17 protein-coding genes and 1 other annotated feature (1 of these 18 running past the window's edge) are annotated in these 16036 nt (G+C 41.1%); of the genes, 8 read left to right on the top strand and 9 right to left on the bottom strand.

Annotation, left to right across the window (positions count from 1 at the left end; translation table 11 throughout):
- Positions 1-220, bottom strand: a binding site (T-box leader); it reaches 8 nt to the left of the window's first position.
- A 35-nt stretch (positions 221-255) separates the two neighbouring features.
- Positions 256-588, bottom strand: coding sequence for a DUF3899 domain-containing protein (locus HNQ84_RS01920; protein ID WP_435620954.1), 333 nt, complete (start codon positions 586-588; stop codon positions 256-258).
- Positions 589-872: 284 nt separating this feature from the next.
- Between HNQ84_RS01920 and HNQ84_RS01915 the strand changes: the two genes are divergently transcribed.
- From HNQ84_RS01915 to HNQ84_RS01895, 5 genes are all read left to right on the top strand, one after another.
- A complete protein-coding gene (locus HNQ84_RS01915) occupies positions 873-2525 on the top strand; it encodes a peptide ABC transporter substrate-binding protein (protein ID WP_435620953.1) in 1653 nt (550 codons plus the stop codon).
- Positions 2526-2629: 104 nt separating this feature from the next.
- Positions 2630-3559, top strand: coding sequence for an oligopeptide ABC transporter permease (opp3b, locus tag HNQ84_RS01910; protein WP_435620952.1), 930 nt, complete (start codon positions 2630-2632; stop codon positions 3557-3559).
- Positions 3556-4569 (top strand): oligopeptide ABC transporter permease, encoded by a 1014-nt coding sequence (gene opp3C / locus HNQ84_RS01905; RefSeq protein ID WP_435620951.1) that lies wholly within the window; start codon positions 3556-3558, stop codon positions 4567-4569. The genes opp3b and opp3C overlap by 4 nt, the downstream gene beginning before the upstream one ends.
- Before the next feature lie 20 nt (positions 4570-4589).
- Positions 4590-5645: an ABC transporter ATP-binding protein gene (locus HNQ84_RS01900; RefSeq protein WP_435620950.1), complete on the top strand. Its 1056-nt coding sequence runs from the start codon at positions 4590-4592 to the stop codon at positions 5643-5645.
- Entirely contained in the window at positions 5645-6583 is a 939-nt protein-coding gene (locus HNQ84_RS01895; RefSeq protein WP_183240409.1) for an ABC transporter ATP-binding protein, read from the top strand. Before HNQ84_RS01900 ends, HNQ84_RS01895 begins: the two co-directional genes overlap by 1 nt.
- 100 nt (positions 6584-6683) lie before the next feature.
- On the opposite strand, the gene HNQ84_RS01890 is transcribed toward HNQ84_RS01895, so the two are convergent.
- On the bottom strand, positions 6684-6875 hold the full coding sequence (locus HNQ84_RS01890; protein WP_032100745.1) for a hypothetical protein: 192 nt from the start codon (positions 6873-6875) through the stop codon (positions 6684-6686).
- 247 nt (positions 6876-7122) lie between these two features.
- Here HNQ84_RS01890 and spxA point away from each other — a divergent pair, with 247 nt between their 5' ends.
- Positions 7123-7533: a transcriptional regulator SpxA gene (gene spxA, locus HNQ84_RS01885; protein WP_006318801.1), complete on the top strand. Its 411-nt coding sequence runs from the start codon at positions 7123-7125 to the stop codon at positions 7531-7533.
- A gap of 12 nt (positions 7534-7545) precedes the next feature.
- On the opposite strand, the gene cls is transcribed toward spxA, so the two are convergent.
- The gene (cls, locus tag HNQ84_RS01880; RefSeq protein WP_435620949.1) at positions 7546-9054 is read right to left on the bottom strand and encodes a cardiolipin synthase; all 1509 of its coding nucleotides are present in this window, start codon (positions 9052-9054) and stop codon (positions 7546-7548) included.
- 57 nt (positions 9055-9111) lie between these two features.
- Positions 9112-9780 (bottom strand): adaptor protein MecA, encoded by a 669-nt coding sequence (gene mecA / locus HNQ84_RS01875; protein ID WP_435620948.1) that lies wholly within the window; start codon positions 9778-9780, stop codon positions 9112-9114.
- Between the two features lie 224 nt (positions 9781-10004).
- Between mecA and HNQ84_RS01870 the strand changes: the two genes are divergently transcribed.
- Both HNQ84_RS01870 and pepF read left to right on the top strand, forming a co-directional pair.
- The gene (locus HNQ84_RS01870; RefSeq protein ID WP_435620947.1) at positions 10005-11189 is read left to right on the top strand and encodes a competence protein CoiA; all 1185 of its coding nucleotides are present in this window, start codon (positions 10005-10007) and stop codon (positions 11187-11189) included.
- Positions 11190-11226: 37 nt separating this feature from the next.
- On the top strand, positions 11227-13023 hold the full coding sequence (gene pepF / locus HNQ84_RS01865; RefSeq protein ID WP_435620946.1) for an oligoendopeptidase F: 1797 nt from the start codon (positions 11227-11229) through the stop codon (positions 13021-13023).
- Positions 13024-13047: 24 nt separating this feature from the next.
- Here pepF and HNQ84_RS01860 read toward each other — a convergent pair whose 3' ends face one another.
- The 5 genes from HNQ84_RS01860 to HNQ84_RS01840 form a co-directional block, all read right to left on the bottom strand.
- Positions 13048-13212 (bottom strand): hypothetical protein, encoded by a 165-nt coding sequence (locus HNQ84_RS01860; RefSeq protein WP_032100740.1) that lies wholly within the window; start codon positions 13210-13212, stop codon positions 13048-13050.
- Positions 13213-13449: 237 nt separating this feature from the next.
- Complete coding sequence (locus HNQ84_RS01855; RefSeq protein WP_435620945.1) at positions 13450-14262, bottom strand: ClpXP adapter SpxH family protein; 813 nt, start codon at positions 14260-14262, stop codon at positions 13450-13452.
- Complete coding sequence (locus tag HNQ84_RS01850; RefSeq protein WP_032100738.1) at positions 14246-14650, bottom strand: globin domain-containing protein; 405 nt, start codon at positions 14648-14650, stop codon at positions 14246-14248. Before HNQ84_RS01850 ends, HNQ84_RS01855 begins: the two co-directional genes overlap by 17 nt.
- A 56-nt stretch (positions 14651-14706) precedes the next feature.
- The gene (locus tag HNQ84_RS01845; protein ID WP_435620944.1) at positions 14707-15321 is read right to left on the bottom strand and encodes a lytic transglycosylase domain-containing protein; all 615 of its coding nucleotides are present in this window, start codon (positions 15319-15321) and stop codon (positions 14707-14709) included.
- Positions 15318-15908, bottom strand: a complete 591-nt coding sequence (locus HNQ84_RS01840) for a CYTH domain-containing protein (RefSeq protein WP_435620943.1) — start codon at positions 15906-15908, stop codon at positions 15318-15320. Before HNQ84_RS01840 ends, HNQ84_RS01845 begins: the two co-directional genes overlap by 4 nt.
- Between the last annotated feature and the right edge of the window lie 128 nt (positions 15909-16036).

Below are 16036 nucleotides of genomic sequence, written 5' to 3'. Positions count from 1 at the left end.
CGATAGAACCGTGGTGCCACCCTAGTTATTGCCGATACGACAATCACTTTGCCCATGCGCATGCATGGCACCTTTGTAACGTAAGGCAAACGTCCAAGCCTACTTTTTGTTCAGCTTGAATGCTCGAAAGCCCATTCCATACAACTAGCGGCTTGTTCGCACCGTCCACAAGCTCTCTGAACGCCTCGTCATATGTACTATTCTTCGTCATCGCATCGGTTTTTGAAAACATTATATGAGTTTCCACTTCGATTGTCAATTCATGTATGAAAAAATGAGCGTTGCACCTGTGACGACCAGCCCAGCAAAAAAAAGCGTCGCTCCCCATTGTTTTTTTTGTCCATCATCATTTTGATCATCGGCATAATACCGTTCAACGGGAGAACGAAACAATCGTTTAAAGCTAGAAATGGTCACATCGAAAAATCCTTTTTCATATATGAATCGAAATCCACCAATAATAACAAGTGGCTGTGCAAGCAAAAAAGAAATATTAATAAATGTTAACCATTTGTTTTGAGAAAAAAGTGCAACCGTTAGCGCAACTAAAAATACGAAAACACTTGTCATGACTGTATTTTTCACCATTTATCCACCTTTCGCGCTTAATCGCTGTAAAGTATTATACTAAAAAAAGTGTAAATTTTCTATTTACAAACGAATAAAAAACAAATAAAATAGTCAACAAGCTGATTTTATCGGAAATGTAAAAAAACCTTACACTTATTTAAGATGTTAGAAAATTTAAAAAAAGTTTTAAAAAAATCTTTTCAAGTATACTAATTCGTTATATAATGTCCTTGTGTTTCAAATCTTCTGATAAATCAGAAGATGGAAATAAATACAATAAAAAAGATGAGGGGGAAACTCGCATGAAGAAAAAGTTGTCTATCTTTTTCGTGCTTCTTCTCGTCGCTTCCACGGTGCTAGCAGCGTGTGGCGGCAAAAAAGAAGAAGACAAGACTGCCAATGAGGGCGAAAAGCCGGCTCAAGAAGCGCCAGCAAAAGAGCAAGTGTTAAACTTGCTTGAAACTTCAGAAATTCCTTCTTTAGACTCTACGTTAGCAACTGACAGCGTATCATTCCGCGTCATGAACAACGTATTTGAAGGTTTATATCGTTTAGACCAAAACAATGAGCCAACGCCTGGAATGGCTGAAAGCTACGAAGTGAGCGAAGATGGAAAAGTGTACACGTTCAAACTTCGCGATGCGAAATGGTCAAATGGTGAGCCTGTGACGGCAAACGATTTCGTATATGCATGGAGAAAAGCGCTTGATCCAAACACAGGTGCTGAGTATGCGTACATTATGTACGACATTAAAAACGCTGAAGAAGTAAACACAGGAAAAGTACCTGTTGACCAATTAGGTGTAAAAGCGGTTGACGACAAAACATTACAAGTTGAATTGAAAAACCCAATTCCTTATTTCTTAAGCTTATTAGCGTTCCCAACGTTCTATCCACAAAACGAGAAATTCGTTAAAGAGCAAGGGGACAAGTACGGTCTTGAAGCAAACACAACAATTTACAACGGTCCGTTCGTATTAAGCGAGTGGAAACATGAGCAAAGCTTCCAATTAAAGAAAAACGAGCAATATTGGGATGCACAAACAGTCAAACTTGAAACAATTAACTTCAACATTGTTAAAGACGTTGCGACTGGTGTAAACTTATATGAAACAAACAAAGCAGACCGTGTTGGTTTAAGTGCAGAGTTTGTTGACAAGTATAGCAGCGACAAAAACTTTAAAACAAAATCAGAGCCTGTCTTGTTCTTCATCCGCATGAATCAAAAGAACGAAGTGTTGAAAAACGTAAATGCGCGTAAAGCGATTGCGATGGGCTTCGATAAAGAAGCAATGGTTGCGACAATTTTAAATAACGGTTCAAAAGCAGCGAACTACTTCGTACCAGAAGGATTCGTTACTGGTCCAAACGGAAAAGATTTCCGTGAAGAAAATGGCGATTTAGTGAAATTTAACGCAGAAGAAGCGAAAAAATATTGGGAACAAGCGAAAAAAGAGCTTGGTAAAGACAAAGTGACACTTGAATTGTTAAACTATGACTCTGAAAGCGCGAAGAAAATTGGTGAATTCTTAAAAGAGCAACTTGAAACAAACTTACCAGGTTTAACAGTGAATATTAAACAACAACCATTTAAGCAAAAACTTGATCTTGAAAGCAAAATGCAATATGAGTTATCATTTGCTGGTTGGGGTCCAGACTATCAAGACCCAATGACATTCATCGATATGTTTGTGACAAACGGTGCTCACAACCAAACAGGTTGGTCAAATGCGGAGTACGACAAGCTTGTACAAGATGCGAAAACAACGCTTCTTTCTGACTTACAAGCTCGTTGGGATGCGATGGTAAAAGCTGAGAAAATCTTGTTAGATGAAGCAGTTATCGCTCCAATGTATCAACGTGGTGCAGCATACCTTGAGCGTGAATACGTCAAAGGTATTGTTGATCATCCATTCGGTCCAGACAACAGCTACAAGTGGGCATATATCGAGTAATCGAAAAGAAAGGAGAGTATATGTGCGACAAGCATATACTCTCCTTTTGCCTGCTAATCCGAAAAATTTCAAAAAGTTTTTAATTTTGTAAGGAGGTGTGCAATATGGCACGATATACGTTACAACGTTTTGTTTACATGTTGATTACGTTGTTTATTATCGCAACGGCAACGTTCTTTTTAATGAAGCTTCTCCCAGGTTCCCCTCTCCAAAATCAAGAGAAGTTATCGCCAGAACAACAAAAAATCATTTTAGAAAAATATGGATTAAACGATCCGGTGCCAGTACAATACATTCGCTATCTAGGCAACTTGGCGAAAGGAGATTTAGGGGTTTCTTTCCAGTATGATAATCGTCCAGTTTCACAATTGATTGGCGATCGCATCGGCCCATCTGCACAACTTGGTTTTCAAGCGCTTGTATTCGGAACCATTGTCGGTATTTTGCTAGGTGTCATCGCTGCTGTTCGTCACAATACAGCGATTGACTATGGAGCAACAGTATTAGCTGTTTTAGGTATTTCCATTCCGTCATTTGTATTTGGTGGATTGTTACAATATTACATCGGCGTAAAATTGAAACTACTTCCTGTTGCGTTTTGGGAAGGATTTGAGTATACAATTATGCCAACGTTGGCATTATCGGTATTTGTTATTGCAAGCATCGCGCGCTTTATGCGTACAGAAATGCTAGAAGTGCTCGGTTCAGATTACATTCTAACCGCGCGTGCGAAAGGAATTAGTGGCTTTGGCGTTATTTTTAAACACGGATTAAGAAACGCAATGATTCCAATTATTACAATTCTTGGTCCGATGGCCGTTAACTTAATGACGGGAACGTTAGTTATTGAGCAAATTTTCGCTGTTCCGGGCTTAGGGGAGCAGTTCGTTCGTTCGATTAACTTAAACGATTATCCAGTCATTATGGGGACGACGATTTTTTATAGTGCGTTATTTATTCTCGTTATTTTTATTGTGGACTTGCTTTACGGTTTAATTGATCCGCGAATTCGTTTAGCGGGAGGGAAAAAATGATGACAGAAAAACAATTATCTCCTGAGTTGTTTGAATTAGCGACAGACCGCCAAGGTGATATGGAAAAAATTAATCGTCCAAGCTTAACGTTTTTCCAAGACGCTTGGATTCGTTTGCGTAAAAATAAAGGAGCCGTTTTCGGATTAGTCATGATTATCATCATTACGCTTATGGCCATTTTTGCGCCAATATTTAGCAACCATACGTATAAAGAGCAAAATTTAAAACATGCGAAATTACCACCGCGCATTCCGGTGTTGGAAAATATAGATTGGCTTCCGTTTAACGGAAAAGATATGAATGGAATTAATGTGTATGAAAAACGTGGAGTGAAAGAATACTATTGGTTTGGAACAGATGACCTCGGTCGTGATTTATGGACGCGTACATGGTATGGGGCACGCATCTCTCTATATATCGGTGTATTGGCGGCGGCGATTGATTTGTTAATCGGGATTGCATATGGCGGGATTTCTGGATTTTACGGCGGTCGTGTCGACAACGTCATGCAGCGTATTATTGAAGTGTTAGTCGGTATCCCGAACTTAATCGTTGTTATTTTGTTTATTCTTGTGTTTGAGCCAGGAATTATTTCGATTACTGTCGCAATGGTTATTACTGGCTGGGTGACGATGGCGCGTATTGTGCGGGGACAAATTTTAAAATTAAAAAATATGGAATACGTTTTAGCTGCTCGTACGCTCGGTGCATCTGACTCTCGTATTATCGCTAAACATTTATTACCAAACGTCGTTGGTCCAATTATTATTACGACGATGTTTACGATTCCGAGTGCGATTTTTACAGAGGCATTTTTAAGCTTCATCGGACTCGGTATTCGTCCACCTCAAGCATCGCTCGGTTCACTCGTCAACGACGGTTACAAATCGATCCAAACGTTCCCTCATTTAATGATGATTCCTGCGTTTGTGATCAGCTTACTCATTTTAAGCTTTAACTTATTAGCGGACGGATTGCGCGATGCGCTCGATCCAAAAATGCGTAAATAACGGGTGAAAGGGGTGGAATGATGGAAAAGGTACTAGAGGTAAAAGATTTGCATATTTCGTTTGACGTATACGGCGGTGAAGTACAAGCTGTACGTGGTGTATCGTTTGATTTATATAAAGGGGAGACGCTGGCGATCGTTGGAGAGTCTGGTTCAGGAAAATCGGTCACGTCTAAAGCGCTTATGCGTTTACTACCGATGCCACCTGCAAAAATTAAGCAAGGACAAATTTTACTAGAAGGTCGCGATCTCACAAAGCTTTCGGAAAAAGAAATGCAGCGTGTACGCGGTGCGGAAATTTCGATGATTTTCCAAGACCCGATGACAGCGTTAAATCCAACGATGACAATCGGAAAGCAAATTACAGAAGTGTTGTTAAAGCATCAACAAATGACAAAAGAAGAGGCAAAAGCGCGCGCCATTGAGCTACTTGACCTCGTCGGCATTAAGGAGCCAGCGCTTCGTTTTAAACAATATCCGCATCAACTATCAGGCGGAATGCGTCAACGTATCGTTATTGCGATTGCGCTTGCATGCAATCCGAAAGTGTTAATTGCCGATGAGCCGACGACGGCGTTAGACGTGACAATTCAAGCGCAAATTTTAGAATTAATTAAAGATATTCAGAAAAAGACGGGAACATCCATTATTTTCATTACCCACGACCTCGGCGTCGTTGCAAATGTGGCGGATCGCGTTGCGGTCATGTATGCAGGGAAAATTGTTGAAAAAGGAACGGTCGATGAAATTTTCTACAATCCGAAACATCCGTATACGTGGGGCTTACTTGCGTCAATGCCGAGCCTAGAACATGGTGATGAAGAATTGTACTCGATTCCAGGAACGCCTCCTGATTTGTTAAATCCGCCAAAAGGAGATGCGTTTGCGCCTCGTAATGCGTATGCGTTAAAGATTGACTATGAAATGGAACCGCCAATGTTCAAAGTTTCTGATACGCATTATGCTGCTACATGGTTGCTTCATCCGAATGCACCGAAAGTCGAACCTCCGAAAGTCGTTCGTGAACGGATGAAAAAATTCGTTACACTAACGAACAACAAAGGAGGGAATAAGTGATGAGCGAAAAACAAAAACTTGTCGAAGTGAAAAACTTAAAACAATATTTTAAAGTCGGGAAAGGTCAAGTTGTCAAAGCGGTTGACGATGTGACGTTCGACATTTATAAAGGCGAAACGCTCGGTCTTGTTGGTGAGTCAGGATGCGGAAAGTCAACGACAGGACGTACGATTATTGGATTATATGAAGCAACAGGCGGCGAAGTGTTGTTTAACGGTTTAAGTGTGCATCGGAAAAAGTCTGCGAAAGAAGCGAAAGAATTAAAACGGAAAATGCAAATGATTTTCCAAGACCCGTATGCATCGTTAAACCCGCGTATGACGGTTGCAGATATTATTGCGGAAGGTATCGATATTCACGGATTAGCGTCGTCGAGAGAAGAGCGCATGAATCGCGTGTATGAATTGCTTGAGACGGTCGGACTGAACCGTGAACACGCGAACCGTTATCCGCATGAGTTTTCTGGCGGACAGCGTCAACGGATCGGCATTGCACGCGCGCTTGCGGTTGAGCCGGAATTTATTATCGCGGACGAGCCAATTTCGGCACTTGACGTATCGATCCAAGCACAAGTTGTCAACTTAATGAAAAAGTTGCAACGTGAAAAAGGATTGACGTATTTATTTATCGCCCACGATTTGTCAATGGTCAAATACATTAGCGACCGAATTGGCGTCATGTATTTCGGAAAAATGGTTGAGCTTGCGGATGCGGAAGAGTTGTACCGCAATCCAATTCATCCGTACACGAAATCGCTTCTTTCAGCGATTCCACATCCAGACCCAGAAACAGAACGGACGCGCAAACGTATCATTTACGATCCATCGCAACATAATTATAAAGAAGGCGAAGATGTGCGCATGCGCGAAATTACGCCAGGTCATTTCGTTTACTGCTCCGAAGCAGAGTACGAAAAATATAAGGCGATGTACAGCTAATCTCTCGAACGAGAGATTAGCTTTTTTCGTTTGATGTACTAAAGTATTATACAATATTTTGATTCGTTTGACTATTTCGTTTTTAAAAAAAGCCTCGAGATTATCTCGAAGCTTTTTTTCCACCAACCGCTTTCCAGCCCGTTTGCACCTGTTCGCTCATTGCAGTATGTAATCGCTTTTTCCGTCCGCCAAATATGTTTTCACCAATACCGTTTAAAATGACGCCCATAAGCGCTGTGATGCCAATCACGAAAACGGCGACGATCGTAAAGTCGATAAAAAATTGTGCCATACGTCTCCCCCTTTGTTTGCCATGTCTCTTTTTATTGTAGAGAAAATTCGAAACGAAAGCAACGAAAAATGAAACCATTTTGATCGGACAACCGTATAATATGTTGGGTAAAATTGAAAAAAGGTGTATCTTTCTAAACTTTTTTGTTGTATAATGTACGTTGTAGAGTTTTTTAAAGTCATTTTAAAATAAGATGTGTTTTAATACAGAAAGCGAATAAAGCAACCCATAAGGGAGTGATTCACATATGGTGATCGTATATTCATCGCCAAGTTGTACGTCTTGCCGAAAAGCAAAAGCGTGGTTAGAAGAGCATAACATTCCGTATAAAGAGCGCAATATTTTTGCCGAGCCGTTAACGATTGAAGAAATTAAAAGCATTTTGCGTATGACGGAAAACGGAACGGACGAAATTATTTCAACTCGTTCGAAAATTTTTCAAAAGTTAAATATTCAAGTGGATTCGTTACCGCTGCAAGATTTATATGAAATTATTCGCCAACATCCAGGCTTGTTGCGTCGTCCAATTATTATGGACGAAAAGCGTCTGCAAGTTGGTTACAACGAAGATGAAATTCGTCGCTTTTTACCGAGAAAAGTGCGGACGTATCAATTGCGTCAAGCACAACAGCTCGTCAACAATAAAGGCTTAGCGTAAATGCTAAGCCTTTTATAGTAGTGGTGAAAGAAGGCGCGCTGTCGATTCAGCGATGCGCATCCAAAGTGGCCGGCGTTTGAATTGATGCATATCAATTTTTGATGAATGCTCGAAGTCGTTTATAAAGTCATCGACTAGCGTTTGTACGCTTGGCGTTTGATATAAAAACGCATTCACTTCAAAATTCAAATGAAAGCTGCGCATGTCCATGTTCGCCGTGCCGATCGAAGCGAGTTCCCCATCTACGACGATAATTTTGCTGTGCATAAACCCTTTTTCGTATTCGTAAATGGTCGCTCCTGCTTCGAGTAGTTCAGGAAAATAAGAGCGGGAAGCGTAAAACACAATTTTTTTATCCGGTCGCTTCGGAACGAGAAGTCGTACATCAATACCGCTTAATGCGGCTACTTTCAATGCCGTTAAAATATCTTCATCTGGAATGAAATACGGTGAGGCGATCCAAATCGATTGCTGGGCTGATGTAATCATCGCAAAAAATAAATGTTTAATGACTTCCCATTTCGTATCTGGTCCACCAGCGACAAGCTGGACCCCTCCGAGCGTCTCATCCTCAACGGTCGGCGCGTGTAAATAGTTCATTGTCAACCATTGTTGACCAGTCATGTAATACCAGTCTTGTAAAAAAATTAGTTGCAGCGTGCGCACCGCTTCGCCATACACGAGTAAATGCGTATCGCGCCAAAATCCGAAATATTCATTTTTCCCTAAATATTCATCGCCAATATTTAAGCCGCCAACAAAACCGACTTTTCCGTCAATGACGATAATTTTGCGATGGTTACGGAAGTTGATGGTATTGTTTAAAAACGGCAAGCGAACAGGAGAGAACGGGATCATATCGACGCCTGCTTCGCGCATATCTTGTATGTACGTTTTCGACAGTTTCCAACTTCCGACTGCATCATATAAAAAGCGGACGTGTACCCCTTTTTTTGCTTTGGCGATTAATATTTGTTTTAGCCGTTCGCCGATATCGTCATCACGTACGATGTAATATTCAAGATGAATGTGATGCTCTGCTTTTTCTAATTCCGCAAAAATGGCAGCGAACGTTTCTTCCCCGTTTGTTAACACGCGCGTTTTTGTCGCGGTTGAAATCGATTCTTTCGTCATTCGTCTAGCTAGTTGTAACAACGGCTGTTGATGTGGTTTCATATATAATTTTCGTTCATGATTCGCGTCATTCCGTTCTAGTTTGCGAAACGTTTGTTCATCGAGTAGCGCTTTTTTTCGAAATAATCGTTTTTTCCGATAGTTTTGACCGAGTAAAAAATAAAAAATAAAGCCGATGAGCGGAAAGCTACTAAATAAAACGAGCCATGTGAGCGTTTTCGTCGGGTGGCGATTTTCTAAAAAGATGACAAACGAAATAAAAATAACTGACAATGTGACGAATAAGCTGAACGTTCCGAGTAGCCAGCCTTCCCAATAATCTTTTGTCACTGCTAAAAAGCCGATGAAAGCAAGTATAAATAGTGCAACTTTTAACGCATTTCTCATTTGTTGTTCACCTGACCTCGCGAGAAAAAAGCCGATTTCAATGGGTTGAAATCGGCGTTATGAGTTTGGAAAGTGTTTTGCGATCATCGTTAATGCTTGTTCTGCGATGACGATTTTCCCATATTCTTCAAGGCGATGAATCGTCATTTGAGAATCTTGCCCGTATTCAAGTAATATGCTTAACATATTATCAATGTCGCGATCGGTATCTTCTTCTGTAAATTCGACGTACAAGTAATAGTTATTCTCCAATGCGAATAACTTGTTGTGTAATGTTGAAAAATCGCGACGATGAGCAAGAGCGATGACGTCCTCAATGTTTTTAAAGCGGATGACGAACTGGAGCGGATTATCAGGCGCTTGTGTCGACGACGATTTAATAATGTTAAAATGTTGGTCTAATATATGTTCAATTTTTTCATCGACCGGTAAGTCTTTGAATCGTTCATCGAGAATAGGTAACTCCAGTTTGCTTCCGTCTTTTGAAATTTGGGCTTTTGTGACGAACACTTCTAATCCTTTTTCAAGCGCATGCACTTGAATCCAAAGCGGTCCTTCTAAATAAATTTCCACTTCTTGATTGATTTCGTCCATCATTTCCCAAAACAATTCTTCGCTTCGCTCGCGATTGTACCAAATTTCTTCGCGATCAAAGCCGCGTTCCTCAATATCTCCGTACGATATATATAGCTTTAACGTATATTCATTGATGCGTTCGATTTCCATGTTTTTCATCTCCCTTCTATGATTATCCATTCAGGAAGGGAATTTACCCCTGAGCGTTCGCCCATCATTCCACATCTTGTACTTCTATTGTATGACAAAATGTGAAAGAAGGGAAATAAAAAACGCCTAATTCAATAAATTTAGTTGTTCCCCTATTTTTTGTATTTGTTGCAGGAAAAAAGGCGATGTTGGTGAAAAAAATATGTGGAGAAAGGGGAGGTTGCATGTTTGTTGCATTATTGAAAAATGGAGAAACATGTTCGTTATTAGACGATTGGACGGTTGAACAGCTACATGTATTGCGAGCGACGCAGTCGTTTTTTTGCCCTGTTTGTTTGAAGCGAGTGCAATTGAAAATTGGAAAAAAACGAATGTCGCATTTTGCACACGAAACGACATGCACGATCGAAACAGAGCGCGAAACAATCGCCCATTTACAAGGGAAACAACAGCTATATGAATGGCTCATCAACGAGAAGATCGAAGCGGAAGTCGAAAAGTATTTACCGCATATTCGTCAACGTCCGGATGTATTTGTCATGCATGAAAAAAAGATGTACGCAGTCGAATATCAATGTTCTATCATTCCATCTTCTTTATTCGTGAAACGAACGAACGCGTACGTAAACGCACATATTGTCCCAATTTGGTTGCTTCATTCATCACATGTGCAGCGCCGCGGTTTGTTTTTTCAACTATCTTCATTTTCTTGGCTTTTTTTCAATAGTTACGAGATGATTCCGCTTTATTGCCCCGAACGTCGCGAAGTATGGTTTCTTCATCATCTCATCCCGCTATCCGCAACGATGGCATACGGAGAATGGACGACGATTCCGCTCGATACGATGTCATTTTCTTCTTTCCAACAAACGCCTCAACGACAACACGATGGTTTGTTTCATGCATGGCAAATGAAAAAGAAACAATGGCGGCTGTCTCCGTTGTATTATCGAACGAATCGCTCCTTTTGTCGCATCGTTTATAATGAGCATATGCCCCCATCGTTATTTCCGCATGAAGCCGGCATTCCGCTTCGACATTCGTATTGGTTAAAGACGCCTCCGTTTATTTGGCAAACGTATATGTTGCTTGAGATCATGCGTATTCCATCTCATATGACGTTTTCGTTTCATCAATTATATGAGCGAATGCAACATTTCATTCGTCAAAACCTCGTTCATATTCGCCGATTGCCACTTATGACAAAAAGCCATTATTCGTATGCGTTCATGGACTATTTACATGCGCTCGTGTCGCTTCAATTGTTGAAAAAAGTCGGAAAAAGTACGTTTCAGCGCATTCGGTCATGGTCGCTCCCACGTACGATAGAGGAGGCGATGAAAGGAGATCAACAAGTACTTGAGCGAATTGTAAGCAAAAAAGAGGATTTTTTCACAAAACGAGAATAATATATAAGTAAACATTTTTATGTAAGAGGTGATGAACATGGCAAAAACGTTGCCGACACGTAAAGACGTTCCGGTAGAGTATACGTGGCGTCTTGAAGATATTTTTGCGACAGATGAACATTGGGAACAAGAATTTCAAGCAATTCAAGCACTTCTTCCGAAATTTTCGGAGTATAAAGGAAGATTAGGGGAAAGCGCACAAACGTTATACGAAGCGTTGCAATATCGCGACCATGTGTTGATGCGACTAGGGAAATTATATGCGTATGCGCATATGCGCCATGATGAAGATACAGCGAATGCATTTTATCAAGCGCTTGAAACGAGAGCGGAAAGTTTATATGCTGAAGCTGGTCAAGTGATGGCGTTTATCGTGCCAGAAATTTTAGCGCTTGATGAATCGGTCGTGCGCACGTTTTTACAACAATACGAACCGCTTCGGCTGTATGAGCACGAATTAGATGAAATGAATCGCCAACGTCCGCACGTGTTATCGGAAAAAGAAGAAGCGATCCTTGCGCAAGCGGCAGATGTCATGAATGCGTCCAGCAATACGTTTGGAGCGTTAAATAATGCCGATTTGCGCTTTCCGACGATTACAGATGAAAACGGAGAAGAAGTGGAAGTGACGCACGGTCGTTACATTCGTTTTCTTGAAAGCGAAGATCGTCGTGTTCGTCGCGATGCGTTTAAAGCGGTATACGATACATATCGCAAATATGAAAATACGTTTGCTAGCACGTTAAGTGGAGCGGTGAAGCGCAATACTTTTTTTGCGCGCGTTCGCAATTATCGCTCAGCGCGTGAAGCTGCATTAAGTAAAAATCAAATTCCTGAAGCGGTGTACGACAATTTAATTGAAACGATTCATCGTTATTTGCCGCTTTTGCATCGTTACGTTCAATTGCGCAAGCGCGTGTTAGGGCTAGATGAGTTGCATATGTACGATTTGTATACACCGCTTGTGAAACAAGCCGATATGAAAGTGACGTATGAAGAAGCGAAAGACATATTGTTAAAAGGGCTTACGCCACTAGGTGATGAATATATTTCGATTGTCAAAGAAGGATTTGATAACCGTTGGGTCGATGTGCAAGAAACGCGCGGCAAACGGAGCGGAGCGTATTCGTCTGGTTCGTATGGAACGAATCCATACATTTTAATGAACTGGCAAGATAATGTGAACAACCTATTTACGCTTGCGCATGAGTTTGGTCATTCCGTGCATAGTTATTATACGCGCAAATATCAACCGTATCCGTACGGAAACTACTCGATTTTCGTCGCTGAAGTTGCATCGACGTGCAACGAGGCGCTATTGAACGATTATTTATTACAAACGATCGATGATGAGAAAAAGCGGTTATATTTATTAAACCATTATTTAGAAACATTCCGTGGCACTGTGTTTCGTCAAACGATGTTTGCGGAGTTTGAACATATGATTCACGAGATGGTGCAAAACGGTGAGGCGCTCACAGCGCAAGTATTGACGGAAAAATATTATGAGCTAAACAAAACATATTTCGGCGATGGCATTGTCATCGATGAGGAAATCGGTTTAGAATGGGCGCGCATTCCGCATTTTTATTACAACTATTATGTGTATCAATATGCGACAGGATTTAGCGCAGCGACCGCATTAAGCAAACAAATTTTAGAAGAAGGTACACCGGCGGTCGAGCGTTACATTGAGTTTTTAAAAGCAGGAAGCTCTGATTATCCGATTGAAGTGTTGAAAAAAGCAGGGGTCGATATGACATCTCCAGAGCCAATCGAACAGGCGTGTCAAGTGTTTGAACAAAAATTACAACAGCTTGAGCAACTATTGTAAAAGGCGACCGTGCGTCGCCTTTTTTTAATGAAATCCGCGAAAGCGATGGCGGTTGTTCAAATAAGTGAAAAAGGAAAAAAAAGAAAGAAATAAAAACGGAATAGATATGAATAACGGAAATAAGCGCATTAATGCGAAAAAGTGAATGATAAGTGCGACAATAATCCAAATGATATGTGCGACAAACATCGAATCCCCCCTTATTTATTCATAGTAAGCAAGAGAGAAAATAATTATGACAAATGTGTGAACAAGTAAACAAAACACTTGTCAAGACATGAAGGGATTTGTTAATATATAAACGTGAAGTGAATCACAATCAAACAAACTTATACCCCTTTGTTTGACCGTGAAAAATTTCTCCCATCCCCTTTGTTGTCTTTATGACAAAGAAAAAGGACTCGGCATCCCCCGAGTCCTTTTTCTTTATCCGATCCAGCGCCAAAATGAGCCGATTTTCTCCACTTTTTGTTTTAAACGCAATTTTTTTAATTCACATTCAGCTTTGCTGTGCGGGATGTTGTACACCATCGCAATATCATCGGTTGTAACGAATTGAGCGTGATGTAAAAACTGTTCAATTGGTGGAAGCGGAGATGGTTGAGGATGAAACCCGAGCATTTCATGGATTAAGTCGACATATACGTCGTACGGATAACAGCCTGAAATTTTAATGCCTTCATCTTCAATATTTTCGTTGAAAAAGACGAGCGTCGGAACTTCCCGAACGTCCATTTCCGCACGAATTTTTAAGTCGCATTGAAGCGCCTTGACTGCACTTGGTGAAGATAAGTCATTCATAAATTCTTGCACATCTAAACCAGCAGCAATAGCGCATTGAATGAGCGTGTCCGTCTCTGTAATCGTTTTGCCTTGAATAAATACAATTTCTTGTAGTTGACGTAAAAAGCGAATGCTTGCTTGTCGCCCTTGCAATTCCGCTGCTTTCACAGCGAGCGATGCAACATATGGAATCGGTAGCGGTGTTTCAAGAAACACCCGGTCTTCACAAGCAATGCCGATGCGCGATGCATGTCGATCAATTCGTTTGTAATTTACGCCATTGAGTCGATCGAGTTGGCCGGTTAAGACGTGACGTAACGTAAAATATTGTCCGTATTCGATCCATAACTTTTTTAACACAGGCTCAAGCGCCCAGCAGTCTGGGCAGAGAGGATCGACAAATAAATAAATTTCTAGTTGTTTTGTCGTTCCTTCTTGCTTACCATTCACCTTCATGCTCCTTTCGCTCGTCCTCTGGTGTATTAATCATATGTTGAGCAGTTAAAATGAGCCGTTGATACAATTCATCACGAACAGGCCCGTTTAGTCCGATTTCATCCATCGCCTCATGCATACAGGCAAGCCATGCTTTTGCGCGCGTTGGCGTAATCGGAAAAGGCAAATGGCGCGCACGCAACATCGGATGTCCGTGTTCAGCTGTATAAAGCGGTGGTCCGCCTAAATATTGCGTTAAAAATTGCTTTTGTTTTCGCGCCGTCTCTGTTAAATCTTTTGGGAAAATAGGCGACAAGTCGGGATGTTTCGCTACCCGTTCATAAAATGCATCGACGAGCTTGGCGATAACTTGTTCGCCTCCAATCGCTTCATAAGGGGATTGAAACATATGAAAAACTCCTTTGCCGAAATATATCAATATTGTAACAATGACTTTGTTTCATCTCAAACGATGTGACTTGTGGAATAGTACGTTTGCATCACTTTTTTTACATAGTTCATCGTTTCACGAAACGGTGGAATGCCTCCATGTTTTTCGACATTGCCTGGTCCTGCGTTATATGCGGCAAGCGCCAGCGCGATATTGCCGTCATACCGATCGAGAAGTTGACGTAAATATTTCGTCCCACCTTCAATGTTTTGTTGTGGATCGAAGGCATCTTTTACCCCTAACATGCGCGCCGTGCTCGGCATTAACTGCATAAGCCCCATCGCGCCGACGCGACTTTTTGCTTGCGGATTAAAATTAGACTCATGACGAATGATCGCATAAATGAGTTTCGGATCGACATCATATTTGGTAGCAGCTTCGTCAATCCATTGATGAATGGTATGTGTTTGCAGAGGTGCGCTCGTTTCATTTGTTTTATATGTTGGTACGTTCGTTTTGTCGCTTGTCATTATGGGAAGTGACGAACGAATGTCAGTTTGTTCATTCTCTTCAGCTGTGACTAACTCGCGAAAAAGATCGTGAAACGATGTTGTCGCTTCTTCTTTTTTTCCTTGTAAATGTTGCAACGCTTGTAGTTCTAAAAGCAATTTGATTTGTTGCACGTTCATGACGATCGCTCCGTTTCGTATTTCGCTTCGTAAAATCGTTCAATTTTATTTTTCGTTTGTCGCTTTGGAATATGAAACGACTGTAACAGCGCTGAAAACACCTTTTCTCCTTCTGTTCGCTCGCTTGCTTCGTATTCGACTTCATAGTCCGACACGTTCATATATTCGCTATAGTCAAGGACGAGCGTGCCGTTTTTATAAGGTCGTTCGACGCGGCGAGTTGTTAGTGCACCAAAACAGACGATCGCTGTCGGATCAATATGAAGCGACTGCAATATGTTTGCGATGTCGCCTTCAAGTGACTTTGCGCCCGAAATAAGTGCTGTCGCTGTTTCGGTTGATAATGGTTCGTGCGTTTCTAACAGCCCGTCTTCATATGGTTGTTTTAATGTTAATGTATATGTGCCGTTTTTCAAACGAATGCGTAATGCGCTTTTTTGTTGCTTCAATTGAAAGTCGGGGGTGTCGAAATAATAATTTTGTTGCACGTCCCATTCATCATCACGCACCGCAAACGAATGGGTGAACCGAGAAAATTCTTCAGCCGTTAACATATTTTTAAATTCAATTTCAAATTCGTGTTTCATGTTTTCTTCTCCTCACGTCATTCTACTTTTATTATCAACATGTACGCGAAAAAGTGCAACTAGTGAACATCGCTAGGCGAAATGTGGTAAAATAAAGGCGGACATCATAGATGGACGGAGGACAGAAA

The organism is Anoxybacillus eryuanensis (assembly GCF_051200995.1).
GTDB classification, from domain to species: Bacteria; Bacillota; Bacilli; order Bacillales; family Anoxybacillaceae; genus Anoxybacillus; species Anoxybacillus tengchongensis.
Note: the sequence above shows the minus strand (reverse complement) of the source record. Positions and strands in the feature narration are given on the sequence as shown.

Coding starts and splice junctions, on each gene's coding strand:
- HNQ84_RS01850 (WP_032100738.1), bottom strand. CDS start 14,650: ATGTTTCAATCCCCTTATGAAGCGATTGGAGGCGAACAAGTTATCGCC.
- HNQ84_RS01860 (WP_032100740.1), bottom strand. CDS start 13,212: ATGTTTGTCGCACATATCATTTGGATTATTGTCGCACTTATCATTCAC.
- HNQ84_RS01845 (WP_435620944.1), bottom strand. CDS start 15,321: ATGAACGTGCAACAAATCAAATTGCTTTTAGAACTACAAGCGTTGCAA.
- HNQ84_RS01855 (WP_435620945.1), bottom strand. CDS start 14,262: ATGAAGGTGAATGGTAAGCAAGAAGGAACGACAAAACAACTAGAAATT.
- mecA (WP_435620948.1), bottom strand. CDS start 9,780: ATGGAAATCGAACGCATCAATGAATATACGTTAAAGCTATATATATCG.
- HNQ84_RS01890 (WP_032100745.1), bottom strand. CDS start 6,875: ATGGCACAATTTTTTATCGACTTTACGATCGTCGCCGTTTTCGTGATT.
- cls (WP_435620949.1), bottom strand. CDS start 9,054: ATGAGAAATGCGTTAAAAGTTGCACTATTTATACTTGCTTTCATCGGC.
- HNQ84_RS01920 (WP_435620954.1), bottom strand. CDS start 588: ATGGTGAAAAATACAGTCATGACAAGTGTTTTCGTATTTTTAGTTGCG.
- opp3b (WP_435620952.1), top strand. CDS start 2,630: ATGGCACGATATACGTTACAACGTTTTGTTTACATGTTGATTACGTTG.
- HNQ84_RS01895 (WP_183240409.1), top strand. CDS start 5,645: ATGAGCGAAAAACAAAAACTTGTCGAAGTGAAAAACTTAAAACAATAT.
- pepF (WP_435620946.1), top strand. CDS start 11,227: ATGGCAAAAACGTTGCCGACACGTAAAGACGTTCCGGTAGAGTATACG.
- HNQ84_RS01900 (WP_435620950.1), top strand. CDS start 4,590: ATGGAAAAGGTACTAGAGGTAAAAGATTTGCATATTTCGTTTGACGTA.
- opp3C (WP_435620951.1), top strand. CDS start 3,556: ATGATGACAGAAAAACAATTATCTCCTGAGTTGTTTGAATTAGCGACA.
- HNQ84_RS01870 (WP_435620947.1), top strand. CDS start 10,005: ATGTTTGTTGCATTATTGAAAAATGGAGAAACATGTTCGTTATTAGAC.
- spxA (WP_006318801.1), top strand. CDS start 7,123: ATGGTGATCGTATATTCATCGCCAAGTTGTACGTCTTGCCGAAAAGCA.
- HNQ84_RS01915 (WP_435620953.1), top strand. CDS start 873: ATGAAGAAAAAGTTGTCTATCTTTTTCGTGCTTCTTCTCGTCGCTTCC.
- HNQ84_RS01840 (WP_435620943.1), bottom strand. CDS start 15,908: ATGAAACACGAATTTGAAATTGAATTTAAAAATATGTTAACGGCTGAA.